Below are 18,528 nucleotides of genomic sequence, written 5' to 3' on the forward strand. Positions count from 1 at the left end.
ACCGTCGAAGGGAAACTAGGTTTCCCTAGCGAAGCGGATACGCTTTTTATCCGCATTTTTTATTGAAAAATATGGAGGTGATATTGATGTGAAGAAATTATGAATTTAAAAATCAGAGTAAGTTTAATAAATTAGAGGAGAGTGTTTTTATGAACTTGAAAAAATTTGTATTAAATTCATTGTTACTTGGAATAGGAGCTCTTTTACATCAGATTACTCCATCTTTAGTACTTGGTATGAAACCAGATTTTTCGTTAGTAATGCTTTTTATAGTAATTTTATTTAATAGTAAGAATTTTAAGATATGTATAATATCAGGTTTGGTTGTAGGAATATTTTCTGCATTAACAACTGGATTCCCAGGAGGACAGATAGCAAATATTATTGATAAATTAGTTACTACAATTGTAATTTTTCTTTTTATTAGATTAATAGGAAGAAGAGTCAAAGAACAAATTCTTATGATTGGAGTTTTGTTTGTAGGTACTCTGATAAGTGGATTAGTATTCTTATTTTTTGCAAGCATTATTGCGGGGCTTCCTTTAAGTTTTTTTGCCTTAGTAGTGTCAATTGTTATGCCTGCAACATTATTGAATACTATAGTAGGTGTTATTTTATATAAAGCTATAAGAACTAGTATGAAACTTAATCCTTATAGTTTTCTATAAGGATTAAGTTTATGAGTTGTATATAAAGTCGAATATTACCTGGGAAATATATAGATTATTGTAGAAAAATATTCGATGTTAAAATGAATATAGAATATTTATAAGGGTATTTTAAATATAATGATGTAATAGATTGTATTAATAATAGCATGATTTTTAAGGAGGTATAATATTTGAGTTCAGAACTATGGTATAAAAAAAGACCTGAGGAAGTAATGGATGAATTAAAAGTTGATTCTAACAAAGGACTTTCAAAAGAAGAAGTTGAGGAAAGAAAAGAAAAGTATGGTTTAAATGAATTGGAGGGACAAGAAAGGATAACATTATTTCAAAGATTTATAAATCAGTTTAAAGATTTTATGGTCATAATTCTTATAGTAGCAGCTATAGTTTCTGGATTTTTAGGAGAATTTAAAGATGCGATTATAATAACCGCAATAATATTATTAAACGCAATACTAGGATTAGTACAAGAAAATAAAGCAGAGGAATCTTTAAAGGCATTAAAAAACATGTCAAAACCTATGGCAAAGGTAATAAGAAATGGAAGTATAATTGAAATGAAATCGGAAGAGATAGTTCCCGGAGATATACTTGTATTAGAAGCAGGAGATTATATAGCAGCAGATGGTATACTCATTGAAAGTGCAAGTTTAAAAGTAGAAGAATCGGCTCTTACCGGAGAATCTGTTCCAGTTAATAAGGAATTATCCATACCAGAAGGAGAAGATGTACCTATAGGTGATAGAAAGAATATGGTATATTCTACAAGTTTAGTAACTAATGGGAGAGGCAAAGTAATTGTAACAGAAACAGGCATGAGTACAGAAATTGGTAAGATAGCTAAAATGATAGAATCTCAAGATGATTTACAAACACCTTTACAGAAAAAATTAGAAGAATTAGGTAAATGGTTAGGTGCAATAGCCTTAGTGGTTTGTGGTATTATATTTTTAATTGGATATTTTCAAGGAAGAGAAGTATTTGAAATGTTTATGTTAGCTGTTTCTTTAGCAGTAGCAGCAATTCCTGAAGGTTTACCTGCTATTATTACTATAGTGTTATCTTTAGGTGTTCAACGAATGATAAAAAAACATGCTATTATAAGGAAACTTCCTGCTGTAGAAACATTAGGAACTGCTTCTGTTATATGTTCAGATAAAACAGGGACATTAACTCAAAATAAAATGACAGTAACGAAACTTTATACTTATGATAGATTGATAGATTCTGAAGATTTAAATATTGAGAATAAAGATGAAAAAATGGCAGTTATGACAGGTTTAATGTGTAATGATGCATCTATAGAAGAGGATAATGGAGAAAAGAAAACGATAGGAGATCCTACTGAAGTAGCTTTAATTGTATTGGGACAAAAAAATGGACTATATAGAAAAGAATTAGAAATGGGAATGCAAAGGGTAAATGAAGTTCCTTTTGATTCAGATAGGAAAATGATGTCTACAATTCATAATATTAATGATAGATATAGAGTATATACTAAAGGAGCTATAGATGTAATTTTAGAAAGATGTAAAGGTATATTAATAGGAGATGAAATAAAGGAAATTACAGAAGTTCAAAAGAAAAAGATAATAGAAGAAAATAAATCAATGGCAGAAAAGGCGTTAAGGATATTAGGATTGGCATATAAAGATATATCAGATATTCCTGAATATATTAATAGTAATACTATAGAAAAAGACTTAATATTTGTTGGAATGAGTGGAATGATTGATCCACCAAGGGAAGAGGTTAAATTATCTGTATCCGAATGTAAGAGAGCAGGGATAAAACCTGTAATGATAACAGGAGATTATAAAATAACTGCTATTTCAATAGCAAAGGAATTAGGAATCTTAGATGATGAAGGTGAAGCAATAGAAGGACAGGAAATAGAAAAAATGACTGATGAGGAATTAGCAGATAATATTGAAAAATATTCAATATATGCTAGAGTGTCTCCTGAACATAAAGTAAAAATTGTAAAGGCATGGCAGAGTCACGATAAGGTTGTAGCAATGACTGGGGATGGAGTTAATGATGCTCCAGCATTAAAAAGAGCTAATATAGGTTGCGCTATGGGTATAACTGGCACAGATGTGTCTAAAGAAGCTTCAGATATGATATTGACGGATGATAATTTTTCTACGATAGTTTCAGCTGTAGAAGAGGGAAGAAGTATATTTGATAATATAAAAAAATCTATACATTATTTATTATCATGTAATGTAGGAGAGATAGTTGCATTATTCATATCTTTAGTTATAGGCTTACCTACACCACTATTGCCAATACATATATTATGGATAAATCTAATAACAGATAGTTTTCCTGCATTAGCATTGGGAGTGGATCCACCCGAAAAAGGAATAATGGATAGAAAACCAAGAGAATCGAAAGAAAGTATATTTGCCCATGGACTAGGTTTAAGCATATTTATTAAAGGTATAGTAATAGGTTTAGTTACAATATTTGCTTTTAATATTGGGAGAAAAACAAGTGTTGAAACGGGAAGAACAATGGCACTTATTACTCTTGCACTATCTCAATTTGCTAATAGTTTTACTGTGAGATCTTTGGATAAAAGTATATTTAAAACAGGATTGTTTACTAATAAGTATTTGATAGGAGCTATATTATTGTCAGGAATATTGTTGTTTAGTGTAGTATTTATTCCACCGTTAAGAGAGATATTTGAGTTGGCAAATTTAAATGGAACTCATTGGATGTATGTAATATTATTGCCTTTAGTTTCAATGACAATTTCTGAAGTCATTAAAAAAATAAGAAATTAAATTATAAAATTTCTAAAATACCCCTAAAAATATGTATTTATATATGTATTATATAGTAGAGAAAGATAATACATATTAGGAGGAGAAAAAATGAAAAAAGTAAAAGTATTAGTGGGAATTATGGTTTTATTTATGGTATTTAGTAATGGAGCATTTGCATTACGAGATGAAAATACTATTGTACCAAAAGAGGAAGAAGAATTAACAGATGATTTAATTATTGAAGAAGAGACAGAAAATTTGAATGATGAATTAATTGAGGATGAAATAACAGAAGAGGACATTGAAGAAGTAGATGAAACTAGTTTAAAAGATAGGTTTTTATATCAATTTGAGAAATTAGTTGATAGTTTAAGAGCTTCTTTAACTTTTGATGAAGAGAAGAAATTAGAGTTATTACAAGAGGTAGCCGAAAAAAGATTACTTGATAGTGAAACATTATTAGAAGATGGAAAGTTTAATTTATCTGAAGATGCATTATCAGATTTTGAAGCAAAAATAGATGAATTAAATTCGCTTATATCCGATATAGAGAATGAAGATATTATAGATGAAGATATTGAAGACAAAAATGTTGAAGATGAAGATGTTGAAGATAAAGACGTTGAAGACGAAGATACAGATAATGTATCTGTAAAAGAAGCTGTACATAATATGGTAGCTAAACGACATGAATTAAATGATGCAAGAAAAAGCTATGTGCATGCAAAAGTTCTTCTTAAAAAACTTCAAAAACATGGTTCTGAGGAATTAATAGCGATAGCGGAATCTTTAGTAGAGGAATCAAAATCAGCTTATGATTTAGCTAGAGAAGAATTTACTACAGCATTTACAGAAATGAAAACTGTAGTAGCTTCAAATGAAGATGTAGAAGATAAAGATGTTGAAGATGAAGATATTAAAGATGAAGATATAGATGATGATGAAAAAATAGAAGATGAAGATATAGATGATGAGTCAAATAGTGAAGAAGAGGAAAAAGTAGCAGAAGAAAAAGGAGAAGAGGCTAAGAAAGCAGCAGAAAAGGTAAAGGAAGAAGCTAAAAAGCAAAAAGAAGAAGAGAAAAAGATAGAAAAAGAAATAAAGAAAGAAGAAAAGAAAATAGAAAAAGAAGTGAAAGAGGAAGTTAAGAAAGAAAAAGAAGAAGAGAAAAAAATAGCAGAAGAAAAAAGAGAAGAGGCTAAGAAAGCAGCAGAAAAGGCAAGAGAAGAAGCTAAAAAGCAAAAAGAAGAAGAGAAGAAAGTAGAAAAAAATAACAATAAAAAGAAAAATTAATTATATAGAATAGAGCTCCAGTTATTAGTAAAAAGATTGCCGTTTACGGCAATCTTTTTTATTTTAAAAGTTAACCCAATCAAAATTTAATAATGTTAAAAAACTTTAATTGAAGTTTAAATACAATGAGAGATAGGACTGTAGAACTAAAGTTACAAAAAGCCTGAAGAATTTTAAAAATTTGACAAAAATACATTAATAATATGGTAAAGTATAGATAAAGAATGATTAGTTTTATGTTTTTTCGATAAGGGGTTGAACTTTATTATATTATTATTGTTAGGAGGAGTATAATGGATGATTCTGTTTTTCTTATAAAAGTTTCTAATGATGAAGAAGTTGAAAGAATAGAAGAAATATTAAATGAAAATGATATAATTGTATATCGGAAATATAAGGAAACAGGAGATTATCTAAAAATACATACAGCTATGACCGTATATGGTGTAGAATTATATGTAAGTAAGAAAGATTTAAATAAATCTAAAAAGTTATTGAATATGGATAAAGATATTAATAAGAATGATATAGGAAAAAAGACAAGCAAGAGGATGAATATAAAAAAGTTAATTCCTTTTTTAAATAGATAATTTTTAAATTAAGATAAAATTACTTTCTTAATGAAAAGAGATGTTTAAACATCTCTTTTTTTTGATAAAAAATAATTTAAAACTTGAAATTTCCATGAATTTTTATGCAGAATATGATAGAATATACGTAAATGAGTTTAAACCTATATATTTAATGATATTAGGGAAGCTTATTTTATTAATATTCTTTTAATAGGGTATTATAATAAGAAAACTTATGAAAAATTTTTTATGATACATAAAGTACTTATTATATAGGCTAATATAATAAGTATATTAGGTTTGTATCAATATTTAATTAATTATCATTAAAAATTGGGAGGGTAAGTTATGAGTAGAATAGTTATAGCTTTAGGTGGTAATGCATTAGGCAAAACACCAGAGGAACAACTTAATCTTGTAAAAAACACTGCAAAACCTATTGTAGATCTTATTGAAGAAGGCAATGAAGTGGTAATTGCCCATGGTAATGGTCCACAAGTTGGTATGATCAATTTAGCAATGGAGGTAGCTTCTAATACAGAATCGGCTGTACCATCTATGCCATTCCCTGAATGTGGAGCTATGAGTCAAGGATATATTGGATATCACCTACAAAATGCTATTGGTGAAGAATTAAAGAAAAGAAATATAGAAAAACCAGTAGCTACAATAGTTACACAAGTTGTAGTAGATAAGGATGATCAAGCATTCAAAAACCCATCTAAACCAATAGGTAGCTTCTATACGAAGGAAGAAGCAAAGGAACTTAATGAAGAAAAAGGGTATTACATGATAGAGGATTCTGGTAGAGGATATAGAAGAGTAGTACCTTCTCCAAAACCTGTTGATGTAGTTGAAAAGGAAACTGTAAAGGCTTTAGTAAAAAAAGGTCAAATAGTTATAACTGTTGGTGGTGGTGGAATACCAGTAGTTAAAGAAGAAAATTCTTTAAAAGGAGTACCAGCAGTGATTGATAAGGATTTTGCTAGTGAAAAGATGGCTGAAATATTAGATGCTGACTATTTATTTATATTAACTGCAGTAGACAGGGTATCAATTAACTTTGGAAAACCTGATCAGTTAGATATAGAAGAAATGTCAGTTGAAGAAGCAAAGAAATATATAGAAGAGAATCACTTTGCACCAGGAAGTATGCTTCCAAAAGTTGAAGCTGCTATTAAATTTGCAGATTCAAAAATTGGAAGAAATACAATTATTGCATCTCTTGAGAAAGCTAAGGATGCATTAGCTGGTAAAAGTGGAACTAAGGTATATAAGTCTGAAAAATAATTAAAAAACTTCTTGTAGAAATACAAGAAGTTTTTTAATTTATGCTATATAATATAATAATAGATCATAGAGAAAAAGAGGAATGATTATATTAATGAAAAAGAATAAGTTAATAATGTATTTGACATTTATTATTGTTATTATAGGATTTTATATTTTAAATAAAAATGGAATAAGAAGAGCTGATATAAATGTCGAAAACATACAGAAACTTGTAGATAGTTTGGGGACTTTAGGAATTTTAATATATATATTATTAAACTGTATAAGACCCTTTCTTCTAATACCAACGACTGTTTTTTTTATATCAGGTGGTATAGTTTTTGGATTTATAGAGGGAAGTATATATACTTTTTTAGGAATAATAATATCTTCTACTTTGTCTTTTAAAGTTTCAAGGATATTTCAGAATAGGTTTAGAAGAGTTTTAGAAATATTAAAACTTGAAAAATATATATATAAAATAAAAGATATTGATGATAATAGAATAATAAAGAGATTATTTTTTATGAGAATAACTCCGGCCTTTCCTTTTGATCCTATTAGTTTTGGAGCAGGGGTATGTAATATAGATTATAATGATTTTATATTAGGAACTATTCTTGGGGTGTTGCCTAAAATATTATTTTATTCTTTTATGGGTTCATATTTAGATTATATTATATAAATTTAATAAGGCAGTAAGTATTAATTTTAAAATTAATACTTACTGCCTTATTAAGATAAAAGTCATATAACCTATATATGATAATGATAGAAACATTCCTTCAAACCTATTAGTTCTTTTTCCTGTTGTAGCAAATAAATAAGTGATCGCTGTAGCAACCAAGAGGTATAACATATCAAAAAATACTTTGCTTTCAATAGGTAAAGGTTTAATAACAGAGGTTATACCTAAAATAAATACAATATTAAACATATTTGAGCCTATGGCATTACCAACTGCAATATCACTTTCACCTTTAAATGCTGCGACAATAGATGTTACTAATTCAGGTAAAGATGTACCTATAGATACAAGAGTAAGTCCTACTAAAGTTTCACTCATACCTAGTGAAAGAGCAATAGAGGTACTTGAAGAAACTACCCATTTTGAACCTAAAAGTATTCCGGTCATACCTAAGGCTATAAAAAGTATACTTTTAGTTAAAGTTTTTTCTTTTATTTCTTCGGTTTCAATTAAAGTATTGTTTTCATTTTTATCATTAGATGAGAGTGCCATTTCTACAAGATAATATATAAAAACTAGAAATACTGCCAGTAATACAATTCCATCTCCTCTGGATAATACGTTTATATCAGAACCTTGCAAAACTACATCATAACTAAGAATAAAAGCCATACTTGAAGCTAATAAAAGAAAAGGAAATTCTTTTAAAATTGTTTTGATTTTTATTCTTACTGGTTTTATTGTAGCTGCTGACCCGATAACTAACAGTGTATTAAATATATTAGATCCAATTATATTACCTACCGCAATTCCATCGGAACCAGCGATAGAGGCCTTTATGCTTACGGCAGCTTCTGGGGCACTCGTACCAAATGCAACTATTGTAAGACCTATAAGTATTGAAGGTAGTCCAAATTTTTTAGCTATAGAAGAAGCCCCTTCAACAAAAAAGTCAGCACCTTTAATTAATGCTATGAATCCTATAAATAATATTAGATAATCCAACAATGTCACCCCTTATAATAACTAATTCTTTTATAATTTTATCATATAAATATTAATATATCTATTATTTGATTTTATAATTGAATTTATATGTAGAACAAAAAATAGATTAGGGAATTCCCTGATCTATTTTTTGCTTCCTAATTCTATTATCTTACCTATTTTAGACATTATATAGTGATATCCTTTGGGACTATGGGGTATCGTACAATTTGTACAGTCTTTTAAACCATCTTTGTATGTAAAATTTCCTCCACAATCTTCTTTTAATGCATATAAAGGACAATAACAAAATAAACAATTGAAATTACTAGTATCTTTTACATCATGACAAGGAAAATATTCACATGTCTTGTGTTGAAAAAATTTAAAATTCTCACTCATTTAAATGCCCCCTTTAGTTTGATATTCTTCAATTATAACATAAAAGGAAAGAACATCTCCATTGCTTTTTAGAGATGTTCTTTTCTATATTGGGGTAAAATTATTTGATTTTGGTGGAATCACATCCTTTTTATATTGTTATTATATATATACCATGAATATTAATGATTAAGCATAAAATATTAAAAAAAATTAATTATTTTCTGAGTTGTATTGTATCTATTTGAAGAATAGATATTGACTTTTATTTTTTTTAATGTATAATGTAATTTGTTGGAGAAGGTTTAAAAATAATAAACCAATGGTATACCCATTGGTCTTTTTCATATGTATGTATAATGTCAAAATTAATCTTTTGGCAATAATATATTTTATGATATAATTAAGTGGTTAATATAAATAGGATATTATAATTATAAACCCTTTAAATAAGATTGCATCGGGGTATAAATATAGATATCATTTTTTTAAGGAGGAACAATAATGAATTCAACATTAGAAAAGAAAGAAAATAATAAAGTTACTTTGAAATTTGAAGTAGACCATAAAAAATTTGAAGAGGCAGTTCAGAAAGCGTACTTAAAGAACAGAGGAAAGTTTAATGTTCCTGGTTTTAGAAAAGGAAAGGTTCCTAAAAAAATTATAGAATCAAGGTATGGAGAGGGAGTTTTTTATGAAGACGCTATAAACATTGTACTTCCTGATGCATATGAATATGCTATAGAAGAGAATGATTTAGAGCCTATGGATAGACCAGACATAGATATTGAAAAACTAGAAAAGGGCGAAAATGTAGTTTTTACAGCGGAAGTTACAGTTAAGCCGGAAGTTAAATTAGGCGACTATAAAAGAATAGAAATAGAAAAAGTTGAGTATAATGTATCAGATGAAGATGTTGAGAATGAATTAAAGACTATGCAAGATAGAAATTCTAGACTTATAGAAGTAGAAGATAGATCAGTAGAAGAAGGAGATACTGTAGTAATTGACTATGCTGGATATGTTGATGAAGAGCAGTTTGAAGGTGGAACTGCAGAAAATCAATCTTTAGAAATTGGTTCAGGACAGTTCATACCAGGTTTTGAAGAACAATTAATAGGAAAGAATAAGGATGAAAAAGTAGAAGTGAATGTGACTTTTCCTGAAGATTATCAAGCAGAAGAGTTAAAGGGAAAAGAAGCGAAGTTTGACGTAACAATTCATGAAATCAAAGAGAAGGAATTACCAGAACTTGATGATGAATTTGCAAAAGATGTTAGTGAATTTGATACATTAGAAGAATTAAAGAAAGATATAAAGGAAAAACTAGAAACTGAAGCTAAAAATAAAGAAAAATTTGAATTAGAAAATAAAATTATTGAAAAAGTAATAGAAAATGCAGAAATGGATATTCCAGAAGTAATGATTGATGTTAAAATGGATAATGAAATAAGAAATCTAGATTATAAATTGAGACAACAGGGTTTAGATTTAGATAAATATTTAGAATTAACAAATACTAAAGTTGAAGATTTAAAAGAACAATTAAAACCAAATGCAGAAAAAATGGTTCAAAGTGATTTAGTATTAGAAGCTGTGGGTAAAGAAGAAAATATTCAGGTATCAGATGAAGATGTTGATAATGAACTTAAGAAATATGCTGAACAATATAATCAAGATGTAGATAAGTTTAGAAAGAATCTAAGAGAAGAAGATTTAGAATCTATTAAAATGGGTATAATTAAAACTAAGACTGTAGAGTTCTTAGTAGAAAATGTAAAATTATCATAATTAAATAATATTATTATACCAGGAGGGATTTATTATGGCGTTAGTACCTATGGTTGTAGAACAAACTAATAGAGGAGAAAGATCTTATGATATATATTCTAGGTTATTAAAGGAAAGAATAATATTTATAAGTGATCAAATAAATGATGTAACAGCAAGTTTAGTTGTAGCTCAAATGCTATTTTTAGAAGCAGAAGATCCAGATAAGGATATTCAACTTTATATTAATAGTCCTGGAGGTTCAATTACTTCTGGGTTTGCAATTTATGATACAATGCAATATATTAAGCCTGATGTATCAACAATATGTGTTGGTATGTGTGCAAGCATGGGAGCATTCTTATTAGCTGCAGGTGAAAAAGGTAAAAGATATGCATTACCAAATTCTGAAGTGATGATTCATCAGCCATTAGGAGGAACACAGGGTCAAGCAGCAGACATTAAAATACATGCAGAAAGAATCATAAAAATGAGAGATAAATTAAATCAAATATTAGCAGATAGGACAGGACAGTCAATAGACAGAATATCACGAGATACAGATAGAGATAATTTTATGTCTGCTGAAGAGGCGAAAGAATATGGTTTAATTGATGAGGTTATCAGTTCTAAGAAATAACTTTTGAGAGAGGTGTCTTAATGGCAAGGTTCGAAGATAAACAACTTAAATGTTCCTTTTGTGGGAAATCTCAAGACCAAGTAAGAAGATTAATAGCTGGGCCAAATGTATATATTTGTGATGAATGTATAGAATTGTGCCAAGAAATTATAGAGGAAGAATTTGAAGACACAGAAAATTTTGAGATGGAAGAATTACCAAAACCATCAGAAATAAATGACATTTTAAATGATTATGTTATTCAGCAGGATAGATCAAAGAGAGCTTTATCTGTGGCAGTATATAATCATTATAAAAGAATTAATAATAAAAAGACCAATGAAGATATAGAGCTTCAAAAGAGTAATATATTGATGCTTGGTCCTACAGGAGCTGGTAAAACTTTATTAGCTCAAACACTAGCAAAAATATTGAAAGTTCCTTTTGCTATTGCTGATGCTACAAGTCTTACAGAAGCGGGATATGTAGGTGAAGATGTTGAAAATATTTTGTTGAAACTTATCCAAGCAGCAGATTATGATGTAGAAAAAGCTGAAAAAGGTATTATCTATATAGATGAGATTGATAAGATTGCTAAAAAATCTGATAATCCGTCTATTACTAGAGATGTAAGTGGTGAAGGAGTACAACAGGCATTATTAAAAATTCTTGAAGGGACAGTAGCTAGTGTTCCACCTCAAGGAGGAAGAAAACATCCTCATCAAGAATTTATTCAGATAGATACTACTAATATCTTGTTTATTGTTGCAGGAGCCTTTGATGGTATTGATAAGATTATACAGCAAAGAGTTGGAAAGAAAGCAATGGGATTCGGCGCTGATATCCAAAGTAAAAAGATTGAAGACATTGGCGAAATTCTTAAATTAATTCAACCAGAAGATCTGCTTAAATATGGATTGATTCCTGAATTTATTGGGAGAGTTCCAGTGGTGGTATCTTTAAATGAGTTGGATAGAGAGGCTTTAGTCGATATATTAACTAAACCTAAAAATGCTTTGGTTAAACAATATAAAGAATTATTCGATATGGATGGTGTAGAGCTAGAATTTGATGAAGAAGCTCTAAAATTAGTAGCTGAAAAAGCTATAGAAAGAAAAACAGGAGCTAGAGGTTTAAGAGGAATTCTAGAAGATATTATGCTAAATATAATGTATGATATACCATCTAGAGATGACATTGAAAAATGTCTTATAACAAAAGATACTGTTGAAAATAAAGCTGAGCCAACCTTAGTGCTTTCGGAAAAAAGGAAAAATAATTCAGAGAAAGATGAAGAAGAAACAGCTTCTTAAATCTAGAAGCCGAGGGCTATTCCCTCGGCTTTTGATATAGTTAAATATTTTAGGGTATACTATTGAAGTATGTTAATATTATGATTATAATATTAATTACCGGAAATTTTAAAATTTAAATTAAAATAAATGGCTATAATTATATATTTTTCAAACAAAAGAAACAAAGGAGATGATAGGGTGGACAAATATAAGGTGAAGAATAATAAAAGGACGATACCATTAATTCCTTTGAGAGGGCTTTCAATATTTCCTTATATGGTTATACATTTTGATGTAGGTAGGAATAAATCGGTAAATGCATTAGAAGAAGCAATGGTAAATGATTCTATGATTTTTTTGACTTCTCAAAAGGAAGTAAGGATAGATATGCCTACCCCAGATGATTTTTATGAAGTAGGAACAGTATGTAAAATAAAGCAAATGTTAAAACTTCCAGGAGATACAATAAGAGTATTAGTGGAAGGTATAAATAGAGGTAAAATAAGAAATGTTATTCAAGAAGAACCATATTTTGAAGTAGAAATTGAAGAGTATGTATATGATAAGACTATTGATGATGATAAAGAAATAAAAGCTATTATGAGAATGGTAGTAGATAGTTTTGAAGAGTATATAAGTGCAGGGAATAAAGTATCATCAGATGTATTAATATCAATTTCTGAGATAAATGAACCAGGCAGATTAGCTGATGTTATATCTTCATATATTCAATTAGATCAAGAGGACAAACAAAAAATATTAGAGGCATTTAATCCTTATGAGAGATTGGAAATTCTTCATGTTATTTTAAAAGAAGAGATTGAAGTCTTGGAAATAGAAGAAGAAATAAATAATAGAGTAAAAAATCAGATAAATAAGGTTCAAAAAGAATACTATCTTAAGGAACAAATTAAAGCTATACAAAAGGAATTAGGTGAAGATAAGGATTTAGGGGCTGAAGTTGACAAATATATAGAGAAAATAGAAAAGATAGATATGCCTGAAGAAGTAAAAGAAAAATCAAAAAAAGAGGCGGAGAGGCTTAGAAGAATGTCTCCATCTTCAGCAGAAACTGGTATTATAAGAAATTATTTAGAGTGGATAATAGAACTTCCTTGGGATATTGAAACTAAAGATAGACATGATATTAAAAAATCTAGAGATATATTAGATGAAGATCACTATGGGTTAAAGGATGTGAAAGAAAGAATATTAGAATATTTAGCTATACGAAAATTAGCTAAAAATATGAAGGGACCTATCCTATGTTTAGTTGGACCTCCTGGAGTAGGAAAGACATCTATAGCAAAATCTATTGCTAGGGCTTTAAATAGAAAATTTGTAAGAATGTCTCTAGGTGGAGTAAGAGATGAAGCGGAGATAAGAGGACATAGAAGAACATATGTAGGAGCTATTCCTGGTAGAATAGTATCTTCTATGAAAAAAGCAGGTTCTAAAAATCCCGTATTTTTATTTGATGAGATAGATAAATTAAATAGTGATTTTAGAGGAGATCCAGCTTCAGCATTATTAGAGGTATTAGATCCTGAGCAAAATAATACTTTTACAGATCATTTCTTAGAAGCACCTTTTGATTTATCAAAGGTGATGTTTATAACAACTGCTAATTCTTTAAATAGTATACCAAGACCTTTATTAGATAGAATGGAAACCATAAGAATATCAGGATATACAGAGGCAGAGAAGGTAGAGATTGCAAGAAGATATTTAATACCTAAACAGAGAAAGGAACATGGGTTAAAAGAAAATAATATATCTTTATCAGATAATACTATAAGAAAGATAATAAATGATTATACTAGAGAAGCAGGGGTAAGAGATTTAGAAAGAAACATAGCAAATGTTATGAGAAAAGTAGCTAAGAGGATAGTTGAAGATAAGGTTGAGAAAGTAAGAGTAAATACTAGAACTTTATCCAATTATTTAGGAATTGCTAAATTTACTCGTTCAGAAACTGATAGAGAAAATCAAGTAGGTTTAGCAACAGGACTTGCTTGGACTGTAGTAGGAGGAGAGACTCTATCTATTGAAGTAACTCCTATGCCTGGAAAAGGAAAACTTCAATTGACTGGAAAATTAGGGGATGTAATGAAGGAATCTGCAATGACAGGAATAAGTTATATAAGATCAAAAACAGAGGAATTAGGTATAGATGAAGAATTTCATATTAATAGAGATATTCACATTCATGTTCCAGAAGGAGCAATACCAAAGGATGGACCATCAGCTGGTATAACTATGGTAACTGCCGTGGTATCTGCATTAACTAATATTCCTGTTAATGGTGATGTAGCTATGACTGGAGAAATAACTCTAAGGGGAAGAGTGTTACCTATTGGAGGAGTAAAAGAAAAAGTACTTGCTGCTAATCGATTAGGTATTAAGAAAGTATTGTTACCTTGGGATAACAAAAAAGATATGGATGAAATACCTGATAAAGTTAAAAGAAATATTAAATTTGTATTTGTTAAAACTATGGATGAAGTATTAGATCATTCTCTAGTTAAGGAGAAGAAATAATGTTAGTAAAAAAGGCTGAGATAATTATAACAGCTGTAAAGGAACATCAATATCCTCCAGAAGGAATATCAGAAATAGCCCTTGCTGGAAGGTCTAATGTAGGAAAATCATCTTTAATAAATACGCTTATTAATAGAAAGAATTTAGCTAGAACTAGTGGTCAGCCAGGAAAAACACAAACTATAAATTTTTATAATATTAATGATACATTTAGATTCGTTGATCTTCCTGGATATGGATATGCTAAGGTTTCTAGAAAAGAGAGAGAAAAATGGGCAGATATGATTAATAGATATCTTACAAAGAGACAATCTTTGAGAGAAGTGGTATTGTTAGTAGACATAAGACATTCTCCAGGAGAGCATGATAAAATGATGTATGATTGGATTAAATCTATTGGGTTTAGTGGTATAGTAGTAGCCACAAAAGCTGATAAACTATCTAAAAATCAACAGGCTAGACAGATAGCGGTTATATCTAGAGAATTAGGCATAGAGGATAGAAAATTAATAGTTTCTTTTTCTGCTACTAAGAAACAAAATAAAGATAAAGTATGGAATATATTAGATGAAATATTAGACATATAAAAGGGCTTCCTTAGGGAAGCCTTTAATTAATAATATATAATTATTCTGCTGGTTCAAACATATCCTTTGAGGCACCACAAACTGGACATACCCAATCATCTGGAATATCTTCAAATGCAGTACCTGGATCAATTCCTCCATCTGGATCTCCTTCTGCTGGATCATAAATCCAACCACATGGTATACATACATACTTTTGCATTATAAAAACTCCTTTCATATAAATTATTTATGTAACTAATCTTAATATTACCCACATTTTTAAGCATTTAAACATTAAAATTATGATTATATTATATGTGTTTTTAGATAAAAATAATTATAAGAGATTATTCACTGTTTTAAGGGGTAAATAATGAGTAGAAATAAAACGGAATGGTGTGATGACGTTGAATTATATCATTGAAAAATCACTAATGAGTGATTTGCTTTATATCAAAGATGATTTGGAATTTATTGAACAGAAGCTTCAATCAATATTGCCTAATTCATTATTATTTGATGTAAGGCTTATATTAGATGAGCTTATTTGTAATAGTGTAGTACATGGCAATAGTGAAAATAAGAAAAAGCATGTTAAGCTTTTCATAGAAGTATGCGAAAATTATCTAAAGATAGAGATAAAGGATGAAGGAGAAGGATTTGTATATAATAGAGAAGATTATGATCCTACTTCTTTAAGTACAGGAGGAAGAGGACTCAGAATAGTTGATGGATTAACTGATGAATTTTATGTTAAAGATAATAGAGTAATAGCTATAAGATATCTATAACTCTCCAAAGGAGAGTTTTTGTTTTGCAATTAAATGAATAGTAAATTCTTCTTTAATAAATAATATAAGAGAATAAATTAAAGGAGATGGTGTATTTGAATAATAAATTATCAAAAGAAGAATTAGTAAGGGAAATTCATGATGTATTAAATGAGCACAGATCTGGTACTTTGGCTACAGTATTAGAAAATTATCCAAGGAGTAGTCCTGTCATATATTTTACAGGAAATGATATGGATATATATATTCTATCTGCAGGCGGAGATAAATTTAAAGCTATAGAAAATAATAATAATGTATGTTTTTTGGTAAATACCGAATATATAGATTATAAAAGAATAAAGGGAGCACAGGTATTTGGTAAAGCTACAACAAGTGTTAATGATAGTAGCATTATAGAGGAAGCAAAAAAATATATATTTGATAAACATTTATTAGAACAACATAATGATATAAAGATAATTAAAATAATACCAGAAGAAATAGTATATCTTGATTCCTTGGAAGAAGGGAATAGAACAAAACAAGTATTAAAGAATGGAGAAGTTCAAATAAAGGAAGATGAATTTTAATACAGATGTTTAACATCTGTATTTTTTTGTTTATTTTAGATTAATAATATATTATACTAGGACTTAAGATAGTTGAAAGTGAGGAATATAAACATGGGAAGAAAGAAGAAAAAAGAGTTTGAAGTTAGAATAGATAAGACGCAATTTCCTAATAAAGGTATAGGAGAATATAATGGCAAAAAGGTAATAATAAAGGATGCTTTGGCAGGTCAGAAGGTAAAGGCTAGAGTTAAAAAGGAAAGAAAAAATAAAATAGAGGGAAATCTTTTAGAAGTACTAGAACGTCATGAGAGAGAGATAGAACCAAGATGTATACACTTTTGGGATTGTGGAGGATGTAAATATCAAAACCTTAGCTATGAAGATCAATTAAAGATGAAAAAAGATCAAGTATTAGAATTGCTAGAAAAAGCAGATATAAGAGACTTTGAATTTGAAGGAATAGAAAGAAGTCCAAAGATATGGGAATATAGAAATAAGATGGAGTTTACATTTGGAGATGAGTACAAGGATGGACCGTTATCCTTGGGGATGCACCAAAAAGGTAAATTCTATGAGATCCTATCAGTACCCTATTGTCAAATAGTAGATGAGGATTTTACAGATATTTTATCTACAGTTTTAGATTATTTTAAAGAAAAAGATATACCTTTTTATCATAAAATGAGACATGAGGGAGTACTAAGACATCTAGTAGTTAGAAAAACAGCTAATACTGGAGAGATATTAGTGAATCTTGTAACTAGCTCTCAAATGAAATTGGAACTAGAAGAATTAGTAGAGAGACTTAAAAAAATACAATATATAGGAAAATTTAAAGGATTTCTACATACAATAAATGATAATTTAGCAGATGCAGTACAAAGTGACGAGACTAGTGTTTTATATGGAGAGAATTATATAACTGAAGAATTATTAGAACTTAATTTCAATATATCTGCTTTTTCATTTTTTCAAACAAATTCTTTAGGAGCAGAAAGACTTTATGAAATAGTTAGGGAGTATGCAGGGGATACAGATAATAAAACAGTATTTGATCTATATTGTGGTACAGGAACAATAGCTCAAATAATGGCTCCAGTAGCTAAAACGGTGGTAGGAATAGAATTAGTGGAAGAGGCTGTGGAAAAGGCCAGAGATAATGCGATATTAAATAACTTAGATAATTGTGAATTTATAGCAGGGGATGTATTAGTGGAAGTAGATAATCTTAAAGGATCTCCAGATTTAATAATACTGGATCCACCAAGAAATGGAATACACAAAAAGGCAATAAAGAAAATAGCAGATTTTAATGCTTCAAGATTAGTATATGTATCCTGTAAGCCTACATCTTTAGCGGAGGATTTACAGGAGTTTAAAGCATTGGGGTATGAAGTGAAAAAAGTGAAATGTATGGATATGTTTCCACATACGCCACATGTGGAGTGCGTGACAATACTATATCGTCAAAACTCCTAATAATCAAGGAATTTACACACTTCTGCGATTATTGTACCTTTAGTACTGGTATAGCAAATTTCAGAAATAAGAAATTTAATAGAGAAATTAAAGTGCGTATCGCTATAAAAATAGGTACTGAGTAGATATGTCCAGTCAGTACTGAACTAAGGTAGGGTGTGAGTGAATATATGATTGTTTTTGTTTGGATTACCTTTTAAATAAAAATTGGAGAAAAAATCAATACCTTAAAAGATAAAAGAATAAAATCTCCAATAAAAGTTTCAACA

The 18,528-nt window shown here is 29.0% G+C and carries 17 protein-coding genes; 14 read left to right on the top strand and 3 right to left on the bottom strand.

The features are described 5' to 3' along the window. Window positions 1–149: 149 nt before the first annotated feature. From GOQ29_RS09275 to GOQ29_RS09300, 6 genes are all read left to right on the top strand, one after another. Window positions 150–668 carry a tryptophan transporter gene (locus tag GOQ29_RS09275; RefSeq protein ID WP_203372372.1) on the top strand — a complete coding sequence of 173 codons (519 nt, stop codon included), beginning with the start codon at window positions 150–152 and terminating at the stop codon, window positions 666–668. Window positions 669–841: 173 nt separating this feature from the next. Further along, window positions 842–3,466 carry a calcium-translocating P-type ATPase, SERCA-type gene (locus GOQ29_RS09280; RefSeq protein WP_203372373.1) on the top strand — a complete coding sequence of 875 codons (2,625 nt, stop codon included), beginning with the start codon at window positions 842–844 and terminating at the stop codon, window positions 3,464–3,466. Between the two features lie 90 nt (window positions 3,467–3,556). Further along, entirely contained in the window at window positions 3,557–4,741 is a 1,185-nt protein-coding gene (locus tag GOQ29_RS09285) for a DUF5667 domain-containing protein (RefSeq protein ID WP_203372374.1), read from the top strand. A gap of 293 nt (window positions 4,742–5,034) precedes the next feature. Next, entirely contained in the window at window positions 5,035–5,331 is a 297-nt protein-coding gene (locus GOQ29_RS09290) for a hypothetical protein (protein WP_203372375.1), read from the top strand. A gap of 330 nt (window positions 5,332–5,661) precedes the next feature. Further along, entirely contained in the window at window positions 5,662–6,603 is a 942-nt protein-coding gene (gene arcC, locus GOQ29_RS09295) for a carbamate kinase (RefSeq protein ID WP_203372376.1), read from the top strand. A 94-nt stretch (window positions 6,604–6,697) separates the two neighbouring features. Further along, window positions 6,698–7,270: a TVP38/TMEM64 family protein gene (locus tag GOQ29_RS09300; protein ID WP_203372377.1), complete on the top strand. Its 573-nt coding sequence runs from the start codon at window positions 6,698–6,700 to the stop codon at window positions 7,268–7,270. A 39-nt stretch (window positions 7,271–7,309) separates the two neighbouring features. Here GOQ29_RS09300 and GOQ29_RS09305 read toward each other — a convergent pair whose 3' ends face one another. Next, window positions 7,310–8,278 carry a calcium/sodium antiporter gene (locus GOQ29_RS09305; RefSeq protein ID WP_203372378.1) on the bottom strand — a complete coding sequence of 323 codons (969 nt, stop codon included), beginning with the start codon at window positions 8,276–8,278 and terminating at the stop codon, window positions 7,310–7,312. 126 nt (window positions 8,279–8,404) lie between these two features. Then, window positions 8,405–8,662 carry a cysteine-rich small domain-containing protein gene (locus GOQ29_RS09310; RefSeq protein WP_203372379.1) on the bottom strand — a complete coding sequence of 86 codons (258 nt, stop codon included), beginning with the start codon at window positions 8,660–8,662 and terminating at the stop codon, window positions 8,405–8,407. A gap of 483 nt (window positions 8,663–9,145) precedes the next feature. Between GOQ29_RS09310 and tig the strand changes: the two genes are divergently transcribed. From tig to yihA, 5 genes are all read left to right on the top strand, one after another. Beyond that, window positions 9,146–10,432, top strand: a complete 1,287-nt coding sequence (gene tig, locus GOQ29_RS09315) for a trigger factor (protein WP_203372380.1) — start codon at window positions 9,146–9,148, stop codon at window positions 10,430–10,432. A gap of 34 nt (window positions 10,433–10,466) precedes the next feature. Next, window positions 10,467–11,051: an ATP-dependent Clp endopeptidase proteolytic subunit ClpP gene (clpP, locus tag GOQ29_RS09320; RefSeq protein WP_203372381.1), complete on the top strand. Its 585-nt coding sequence runs from the start codon at window positions 10,467–10,469 to the stop codon at window positions 11,049–11,051. 20 nt (window positions 11,052–11,071) lie between these two features. After that, entirely contained in the window at window positions 11,072–12,343 is a 1,272-nt protein-coding gene (clpX, locus tag GOQ29_RS09325) for an ATP-dependent Clp protease ATP-binding subunit ClpX (RefSeq protein WP_203372382.1), read from the top strand. A gap of 180 nt (window positions 12,344–12,523) precedes the next feature. Beyond that, window positions 12,524–14,866, top strand: a complete 2,343-nt coding sequence (gene lon, locus GOQ29_RS09330) for an endopeptidase La (protein WP_350446006.1) — start codon at window positions 12,524–12,526, stop codon at window positions 14,864–14,866. Beyond that, window positions 14,866–15,453, top strand: a complete 588-nt coding sequence (yihA, locus tag GOQ29_RS09335) for a ribosome biogenesis GTP-binding protein YihA/YsxC (RefSeq protein WP_203372384.1) — start codon at window positions 14,866–14,868, stop codon at window positions 15,451–15,453. Before lon ends, yihA begins: the two co-directional genes overlap by 1 nt. Before the next feature lie 40 nt (window positions 15,454–15,493). Here the strand turns inward: yihA and rd are convergent, their stop codons facing one another. Next, window positions 15,494–15,655: a rubredoxin gene (rd, locus tag GOQ29_RS09340; RefSeq protein ID WP_203372385.1), complete on the bottom strand. Its 162-nt coding sequence runs from the start codon at window positions 15,653–15,655 to the stop codon at window positions 15,494–15,496. A 187-nt stretch (window positions 15,656–15,842) separates the two neighbouring features. On the opposite strand from rd, the gene GOQ29_RS09345 reads away from it, so the two are divergent. From GOQ29_RS09345 to rlmD, 3 genes are all read left to right on the top strand, one after another. Continuing rightward, window positions 15,843–16,226 carry an ATP-binding protein gene (locus GOQ29_RS09345; protein WP_203372386.1) on the top strand — a complete coding sequence of 128 codons (384 nt, stop codon included), beginning with the start codon at window positions 15,843–15,845 and terminating at the stop codon, window positions 16,224–16,226. Between the two features lie 95 nt (window positions 16,227–16,321). Next, on the top strand, window positions 16,322–16,798 hold the full coding sequence (locus GOQ29_RS09350; protein ID WP_252187574.1) for a pyridoxamine 5'-phosphate oxidase family protein: 477 nt from the start codon (window positions 16,322–16,324) through the stop codon (window positions 16,796–16,798). Window positions 16,799–16,891: 93 nt separating this feature from the next. Further along, complete coding sequence (gene rlmD / locus GOQ29_RS09355) at window positions 16,892–18,259, top strand: 23S rRNA (uracil(1939)-C(5))-methyltransferase RlmD (RefSeq protein ID WP_203372388.1); 1,368 nt, start codon at window positions 16,892–16,894, stop codon at window positions 18,257–18,259. Window positions 18,260–18,528 lie beyond the last annotated feature (269 nt).

It is taken from the genome of Anaeromonas gelatinilytica, from assembly GCF_016820635.1.
Lineage (GTDB): Bacteria > Bacillota > Clostridia > Tissierellales > SIT17 > Anaeromonas > Anaeromonas gelatinilytica.